General features: G+C 63.3%; 7 protein-coding genes and 1 pseudogene. 2 read left to right on the top strand and 6 right to left on the bottom strand.

The window, feature by feature from the left end; all coding sequences use genetic code 11:
• Nucleotides 1-327 precede the first annotated feature (327 nt).
• Nucleotides 328-792 carry a low molecular weight protein-tyrosine-phosphatase gene (locus tag B7X90_RS17480; protein ID WP_292626670.1) on the top strand — a complete coding sequence of 155 codons (465 nt, stop codon included), beginning with the start codon at nt 328-330 and terminating at the stop codon, nt 790-792.
• Between the two features lie 4 nt (nt 793-796).
• Here B7X90_RS17480 and B7X90_RS17475 read toward each other — a convergent pair whose 3' ends face one another.
• On the bottom strand, nt 797-1,039 hold the full coding sequence (locus B7X90_RS17475; RefSeq protein ID WP_292626668.1) for a helix-turn-helix transcriptional regulator: 243 nt from the start codon (nt 1,037-1,039) through the stop codon (nt 797-799).
• Between the two features lie 67 nt (nt 1,040-1,106).
• Between B7X90_RS17475 and B7X90_RS17470 the strand changes: the two genes are divergently transcribed.
• A complete protein-coding gene (locus B7X90_RS17470) occupies nt 1,107-1,307 on the top strand; it encodes a hypothetical protein (RefSeq protein ID WP_292626666.1) in 201 nt (66 codons plus the stop codon).
• Here the strand turns inward: B7X90_RS17470 and B7X90_RS17465 are convergent, their stop codons facing one another.
• The 5 genes and pseudogenes from B7X90_RS17465 to B7X90_RS17445 form a co-directional block, all read right to left on the bottom strand.
• Nucleotides 1,308-2,081, bottom strand: a complete 774-nt coding sequence (locus B7X90_RS17465; protein ID WP_292626663.1) for a DeoR/GlpR family DNA-binding transcription regulator — start codon at nt 2,079-2,081, stop codon at nt 1,308-1,310. It abuts the gene before it with no gap.
• A gap of 27 nt (nt 2,082-2,108) precedes the next feature.
• Nucleotides 2,109-3,182 carry an L-rhamnose/proton symporter RhaT gene (rhaT, locus tag B7X90_RS17460; protein WP_292626662.1) on the bottom strand — a complete coding sequence of 358 codons (1,074 nt, stop codon included), beginning with the start codon at nt 3,180-3,182 and terminating at the stop codon, nt 2,109-2,111.
• Nucleotides 3,183-3,200: 18 nt separating this feature from the next.
• Entirely contained in the window at nt 3,201-4,346 is a 1,146-nt protein-coding gene (lldD, locus tag B7X90_RS17455; RefSeq protein ID WP_292626661.1) for an FMN-dependent L-lactate dehydrogenase LldD, read from the bottom strand.
• A complete protein-coding gene (locus B7X90_RS17450; protein ID WP_292626660.1) occupies nt 4,343-5,758 on the bottom strand; it encodes an FGGY family carbohydrate kinase in 1,416 nt (471 codons plus the stop codon). The genes lldD and B7X90_RS17450 overlap by 4 nt, the downstream gene beginning before the upstream one ends.
• Before the next feature lie 71 nt (nt 5,759-5,829).
• Nucleotides 5,830-6,360, bottom strand: a pseudogene (locus B7X90_RS17445) (hypothetical protein); the annotation flags it as partial.

Here is a 6,360-nt window from a genome sequence, read left to right as displayed (position 1 = left end):
CCTTCGTAGATCTGGCGGCGACGAGACATCATCGTGTTTCCTGCGCGGCGCCGGGCGTTAAGTCCCGGCCGGAATTACAAAACCCCGGCAGCGGTGGAGGCGAATCCATCGCAAGCGCCGGGGCGTTCTCTTGGCCCATAGGCGAACGCGGCCCGAAGTGCAATTGGATGCAGGGCAGGGCGCTGGAATGGTGCGATGGCTGGCGGACTTATGGCAATTCATCCAGATTGGCTGGACATTCTGTCACGTAACGTGTTTGCTGCTGTGCGGGAGAGGATCCGGTTCTGATCAGCGTGGGAAACCGCGCCAGCGAGGTATCGTGATCCCGTGAGTCAACCGTCGGTTCTGTTCGTTTGCCTTGGCAACATCTGCCGCTCGCCCTTGGCCGAAGCGGCTCTGCGCGCGCGGGCGGTGGAGGCTGGCGTTGCCATCACCATCGATTCTGCCGGAACCGGGGACTGGCATGTCGGCCACGCGCCCGATCCGCGCGCGGTCGAGCTTGCCCGCAAGTACGGCCTTGATATTTCAGGCTATCGTGCGCGGCAGGTGCGGGATGAGGACTTTCACAAGTTCGGCCATATCTTCGCGCTCGATCCGCAGAACCTGAAAGACCTGCGCCGCATCGAACCATCGCGCCACATTGCCGAAGTGCGCCTGCTGATGGACCTTGTGCCGGGGCGCAAGGGCACGGCGGTGATCGATCCGTACTATGGTGATGAGCAGGATTTCGAGCAGGCCTGGGCCGATGTTTGCGCGGCAGCGGATGCGCTGGTAAAGCGGTATTCGGGTTAGATTGTCAGCCAAGCCCCGCAGCGGTGATGCGCGCTTCTGCCGCCGTTGCTTCTTCAGCCAGAACACGCAGCGCTTTTGCAGCGTCTTTCAGAAGGCCGGGGCCAACGGGCCGTTCGCCAGAGATGAAGCGACGGATCGCGCGTTCATCTATGCCCAGGCGGCGTGAAGCGGCGGTTGTTCCGCCAAGAATCTGAACGCAGTGGGCAAAGTGCTCGCACAATTCTTCTGCTGTGAATGAAGCGGTCATCGTTTCCCCTTTTGCCACCACAGGTTTCCATGGCGATTTCGCCACGCCATGTCCTATAGGGCAAAAAATGGAAACCCCCGAAGATGATCATGTGCTGAGCAGGCCGCAGCGGCGTTTGCTGCGGCGGATTTACAATGGCCGCACGGTGCCAATCATGGTTGATGGAGCGGCTTTCCTGACCTTTCGGCAAGCAAGCCAGTATCTGCAATCCCTTTCACCCGAAGCCCGCGACGCGGCCTATGCTGCGATGAAGGATCAGGGGCGGTAATCAAACCACCACCAGCTTCACCCCCGCGTCACGCAAACCCTGCGCCGTCTTGGGCGCGATACCGCTGTCGGTGATGATCGTGTCGATCTCGTCCAATCCGCACACGATGGTGCCCGATTGGCTGCGGAACTTGCTGCTGTCCACCAGCAGGATTACGTCCTCGGCCCGGTCAATCAATCGGCGTTCTGCGGCGACTAGGACGGGATCGGCCTGCATCACACCTTGCGCGCCGATGGCAGCAGCCCCCATGAACAGACGAGGTGCGTGGAAGCGGGGCATCGATTCCTCGCCCGCCGGGGCAAGGATGATGTTCTGTTCCCGGAACACCGCGCCCGATGGCAGCAGGATGCGCGTGCCGGCCTGTGGCAGCAGCGCGTTGACGATATGCAGCGAATTGGTGAGCACCTGCAGGCCCAGCCCGTCAAGGTGTGGGCACATCTGCAGCGTGGTGGTGCCACCATCGATCATCACGCCTTCACCGGGCGTACAGAGCGCGGCAGCGGCCTTGCCGATGGCCTGTTTGGCAGACAGGTTCTGCGTGATCGACTGGTCGAACGGGGTGCCCATCAGGCGCGGGGCGCTGGCGTCCTCGCCCTCGGGCAGTTTGGCCCCGCCGTGGACGCGCACGATCTGGCCAGCGTCTTCCAGCCGGGCCAGATCTCGCCGGATCGTGGCAGGCGAGGCATCGAGCAGGACTTCAAGATCGCGGTAGCTGACAAAGCCGGTGGGGCGCAGCGCCTCGAATATCCGTCGTTCCCGTTCCTCAGCGTGCATTTTGCCAGTCTTCCCCTTGCGCGGCGCTTATGCACCGGCGCTGAGCATGTTGCCAGCACCTATCACCACGGTAGCGCCCACCAGCAGGCCGATTCCGCTGAACACCAGACGGCGCGTGCGGGCCGAGGCTCCGGCCCATTCCTTGAGCGCAAATCCCCAAAGTGTGGAGAACAGGATGATCGAGGCCATGTGAAGCGTCCACGAGGAAAAGCCATAAGCGCCCATCTGGCTTTCGCCCATCGTGTAGAAGAAGAACTGGCCGTACCATAAAGTGCCGCCCAGCGCCGCCAGCAGCCAGTTGGCAAGGAGGTTGGGCTTTTCTCCTGGGGCGGCATCGGTTGAGGCTGCACCGAAGAACTGGCCGAAGCTCTGGTTCTTCCACAGCAGGTACGCGCACCACAGCGCATTGGTCGTAAGCCCGCCTGCCAGCACCACGCAGAGCACGGGTAGCCCTTGGCTGAGCGGATCGGTTCCGGCGGCCAGCGTCAGATCACGGATCGGCTGCCCGGCGGCAAGGCCCCATGCAAAGCAGCCTGACATTATGCCCGAGAAGGTGGCGATCAGCAGGCCCTTGCGCAAGTTGAACTCGGCCACGCCTTCAGACTGCGCACCGCCAAGGTCCGCCTCTTTGGCGCTGCCCGCGCGGGCAACCACCACGATGCCGACCAGCGTGATGACGATGCCGAACAGGGTGAGTTTGCCGCTGGTCGTCGCCGCGATCTGGCCCAGTGTGCCTTCGAAGATCGGCGGCCCCATTGTGCCGATCACGGTGGTGAGGCCCAGTGCCACCGCCATGCCGAGCGACAGGCCTAGATAGCGCATGGTGAGACCGAACGTCAGCCCGCCAAATCCCCACATTGCGCCCCAGAACCAGCACCAGATCAGCGTTTCGCGCGGCGTGGCGGAGAGCACGCCGAGCAGGTCGTTGGTCTGGACCGAAGCGAAGAACCACGGGGCGATCAGCCACGAAAACAGCCCGCCCGCCAGCCAGAACACTTCCCAGGACCACAGCTTGATACGCTTGTACGGCACATAGAAGCTGGCCGAGGAAAAGCCCCCGATCCAGTGGAAAAGTACGCCCAATGCGGGGTTCGCGCCCATCGATCCTGTCCCTTGTTTTTATGGCTTTACGAGTATCGAGCTGTCGATCTCGCTGATGGTCTTTACGCCGGTCAGCGTCATGGCGACCCGCATTTCCGCCTCGATCAGGCGCAGCATGTGTTCGACCCCGGCCTGCCCATTCGCGGCCAGCGCAAATACCCAAGCCCGGCCCAGCAGCACGCCTTTGGCGCCCAGCGCCAGCAGTCGCACCACATCAAGGCCGGACCGCACGCCGCCATCGGCCAGCACAGTCAACCGGTTACCCACGGCATTGGCGATAGCGGGCAGGGCGCGCGCGGTGGACGGCACGCCATCCAGTTGCCGTCCGCCGTGGTTGGAAACCACTATCCCGTCTGCGCCAAGATTTGCGGCTTCCACCGCGTCTTCGGCATCGAGCAGGCCCTTGATCACCAGTGGCCCTTTCCATTCCGAGCGGATGAAATCGAGATCGCGCCACGAAATCGAGCTGTCGAAATTCTCGCGCATCCACGCGAAGAAATCCTCGATCCCGGTCTTGCCTTCCAGCTTGCGCGCCACGTTGCCCAGCGCATGGGGGCGGCCCATCACGCCCACATCCCAAGCCCAGCGCGGCTTCATGGCGCCTTGGAAAGTGCGGCGGATCGCGCCGGTCATGCCCGCAGCTCCGGCAAGGCCCGAATGGTAATCGCGATAGCGGCTGCCCGGAACCGGCATGTCCACCGTGAACACCAGCGTCGAGCATCGCAGTTCCACCGCTTCCTGCAACAATTCGCGCACGAACCCACGGTCGCGCGTCATGTAAAGCTGGAACCAGAAGGGCTGCGTCGCCGCCTTTGCCACTTCGGAAAGCGAGCAGGCCGACACCGTGGACAGCGTGAACGGAATCCCCGCAGTTTCCGCTGCGCGCAGGGCCTGACATTCACCCCGCCGCGCATTCATGCCCGCCAGCCCGATGGGGGCGAGCGCAACGGGCAGGCGCAGCTTTTGGCCGAACAGTTCGGTGGAAAGGTCGAGGCCCGACACATCGCGCAGCACGCGCTGGCGAAGGGCAATGTCGCGCAGATCCTCGACATTCCGCTTCAGCGTCGTTTCGCTGTACGATCCGCCGTCGATATATTCGAACAGGAAGTGCGGCAGGCGGCGGCGGGCGAGTTCGCGGAAATCGGGGATCGAAGCGGCGATCATGCGGCGGTTCTTTCGGCAGAGGCGGCAACCTCGGCCTGCCAGCGGTTGCGGTAAGTATCGAGGTCGGCGTCAAGCGGTTGCACACGGACCAAGTGGCCTTGCGGTGTCAGCGTGGGGTCGATCAGCCGCAGTGCGCCGAACGATACGTCGTTGTGCGCGTTGGCGGTGTAAACGGTCATATCAGGCCTGAGCGATGCCAGCGCCCGGACGAAGACTTCCGCTTCGGCAAAGCGGCCTTCCACGAGCAGTCGCTCAGATGCGCCGATCAGGTCCAGTGCGGTATCGGCAACCAGCGCGGCATAGAGGCAGGCCGCCGCACGGCGTTCGAACCAATCCTCTGGCCGGTTGATCCAGCCAAAGCACCCTTGCGGATATGGCCCGAAGCCGCGCATCAGCGTGGGCAGGATCATGCGGCCCTGGCGCAGCACTTCGGGCACGGCGGCGAGCAGCGCGGGTTGATCCGGCTTGATATCCACGCGGCGGGTATCGATCTCGATCAGCGTCTCGATCTCGCGCCCGCCCATGAACCGGGCAGAAGGCACCGCCCGTCCGTGAACGTCCACATTGACCAAGCAATCACGCGCTTCGGGCAGGGTAGCGGTGTCAACCGGAGTGGCAGGAAGGCGCATTCCGATGAACCAGGTGCCAGTGGACAGCACGGTGGCTTCGTTGTCGGCAATCTCGGCAAATCCGCGCGCGGCCAGCAGGGCGGCGTTGGAATCGTGCAGGCCCGCCAGCACCTGAACATCGGGCGAAAGGCCGGTTGCGGCGGCGATCTCTGGCCGAAGCGTGCCCACGACATCGCCTGCGTGCCGCAGCGGAGCAAAGCGGCTTGCCCAGCCTAGGCGCTTTGCCATGGGCGAAAAGTCGGCAGCTTGCGGGCACCACAAGTCCGAATGACAGCCAAGGCTGGTAACTTCGCTCACTGCCGCGTCGGTGAGGAACCACGCCCAGTATTGCGCCCACGGCAGCAGGGTGGCGGATTTCATGATGTCTGGGTGCAACTGGTCCAGCCAGTAAAGCTGGCTGCCGAAGTTCAGGCCATCGGGTAGGGCAGGCGATCCGGTCTGCGCGAAGGGATCACGCTGCGCGCGATAGGCTGCCAGAACGGCGTCAGGGATCGGTTGTTCGTAATCGAGCGGTGGGAAAGCCAGCGCGCCGTCAATCAGTGCGCAGACGCCCGCCCCGTGGCCCACCGGCACGATCCGCGAAACCGGCACAGCCGCAAAGCGCCCAAGCGTTTCGAGCAGCCATTGGCCGATGGCCGAAGCATCAAGACGGCGTATTCCCCCTGCTTCACACGGAATGTTCGCGCGAACATGACGATCCAGCACACGTCCGCCCGCATCCCACAGGCTGACCTTGCTCAGTGTCTTACCAAGATCGATGACGATTGTTGCGCCCGAGCCCAAGCGCGCTCTCCCAATGTTCTCAAAACGATCAATAGCAATCAACTATAATCGTTTCCAGTAAAAACGTGGGATCAAAATACCGCATGATCCCCGCGTTCGGGCGTTGCGGCGCCATCGATTACGGCACGGTAGTATGCGAACAGGGTGTCGGTGCCGGTTGAAGGGGTTGCCGCAGCGTCGTAGCGCCCGGTTTCGGGATCAAGCATGAGCATGGACTCGCTGGCATAATAGCGCCCGATACGGGCCAGTTCAGCCTTCGCTGCCAGCCCCGGAATGACCTTGCCAAACAGCCCCAGCGCGGTGCCGATGGTATCGAGGATCGCGAGCGGAACCGAGCGGAAGCGCGGCGGCTGGCCCAACATGGCGAACAAGGCTTTGCCCTGTTGGCGAGGGGTAATCGCCTCGCCCGGTCCGCCGATGGGCAGCACGCGGTTCCAGCAGGTGTCATCGGTCAGGCAGGCCACGATGTATTCGGCCAGATCGCGGTCGCTGATAGGCTTGCATGTGACCTCCGGCGCTGATTGGCACGGTTCTCCAGTGCTACGTGGCACCGATGACGAGGGTGCTTCGGGCCGCCTCGACCACATCGTCTGTGATGGCGG

Origin of the sequence: Novosphingobium sp. 17-62-19, assembly GCF_002256775.1 — a bacterium.
Classification (GTDB): domain Bacteria; phylum Pseudomonadota; class Alphaproteobacteria; order Sphingomonadales; family Sphingomonadaceae; genus Novosphingobium.
Note: the sequence above shows the minus strand (reverse complement) of the source record. Positions and strands in the feature narration are given on the sequence as shown.

Bases quoted from the DNA above. Each gene is read 5' to 3' on its own strand.
- B7X90_RS17465 (WP_292626663.1), bottom strand. From the start codon at position 2,081: ATGCACGCTGAGGAACGGGAACGACGGATATTCGAGGCGCTGCGCCCC.
- lldD (WP_292626661.1), bottom strand. From the start codon at position 4,346: ATGATCGCCGCTTCGATCCCCGATTTCCGCGAACTCGCCCGCCGCCGC.
- rhaT (WP_292626662.1), bottom strand. From the start codon at position 3,182: ATGGGCGCGAACCCCGCATTGGGCGTACTTTTCCACTGGATCGGGGGC.
- B7X90_RS17470 (WP_292626666.1), top strand. From the start codon at position 1,107: ATGGAAACCCCCGAAGATGATCATGTGCTGAGCAGGCCGCAGCGGCGT.
- B7X90_RS17475 (WP_292626668.1), bottom strand. From the start codon at position 1,039: ATGACCGCTTCATTCACAGCAGAAGAATTGTGCGAGCACTTTGCCCAC.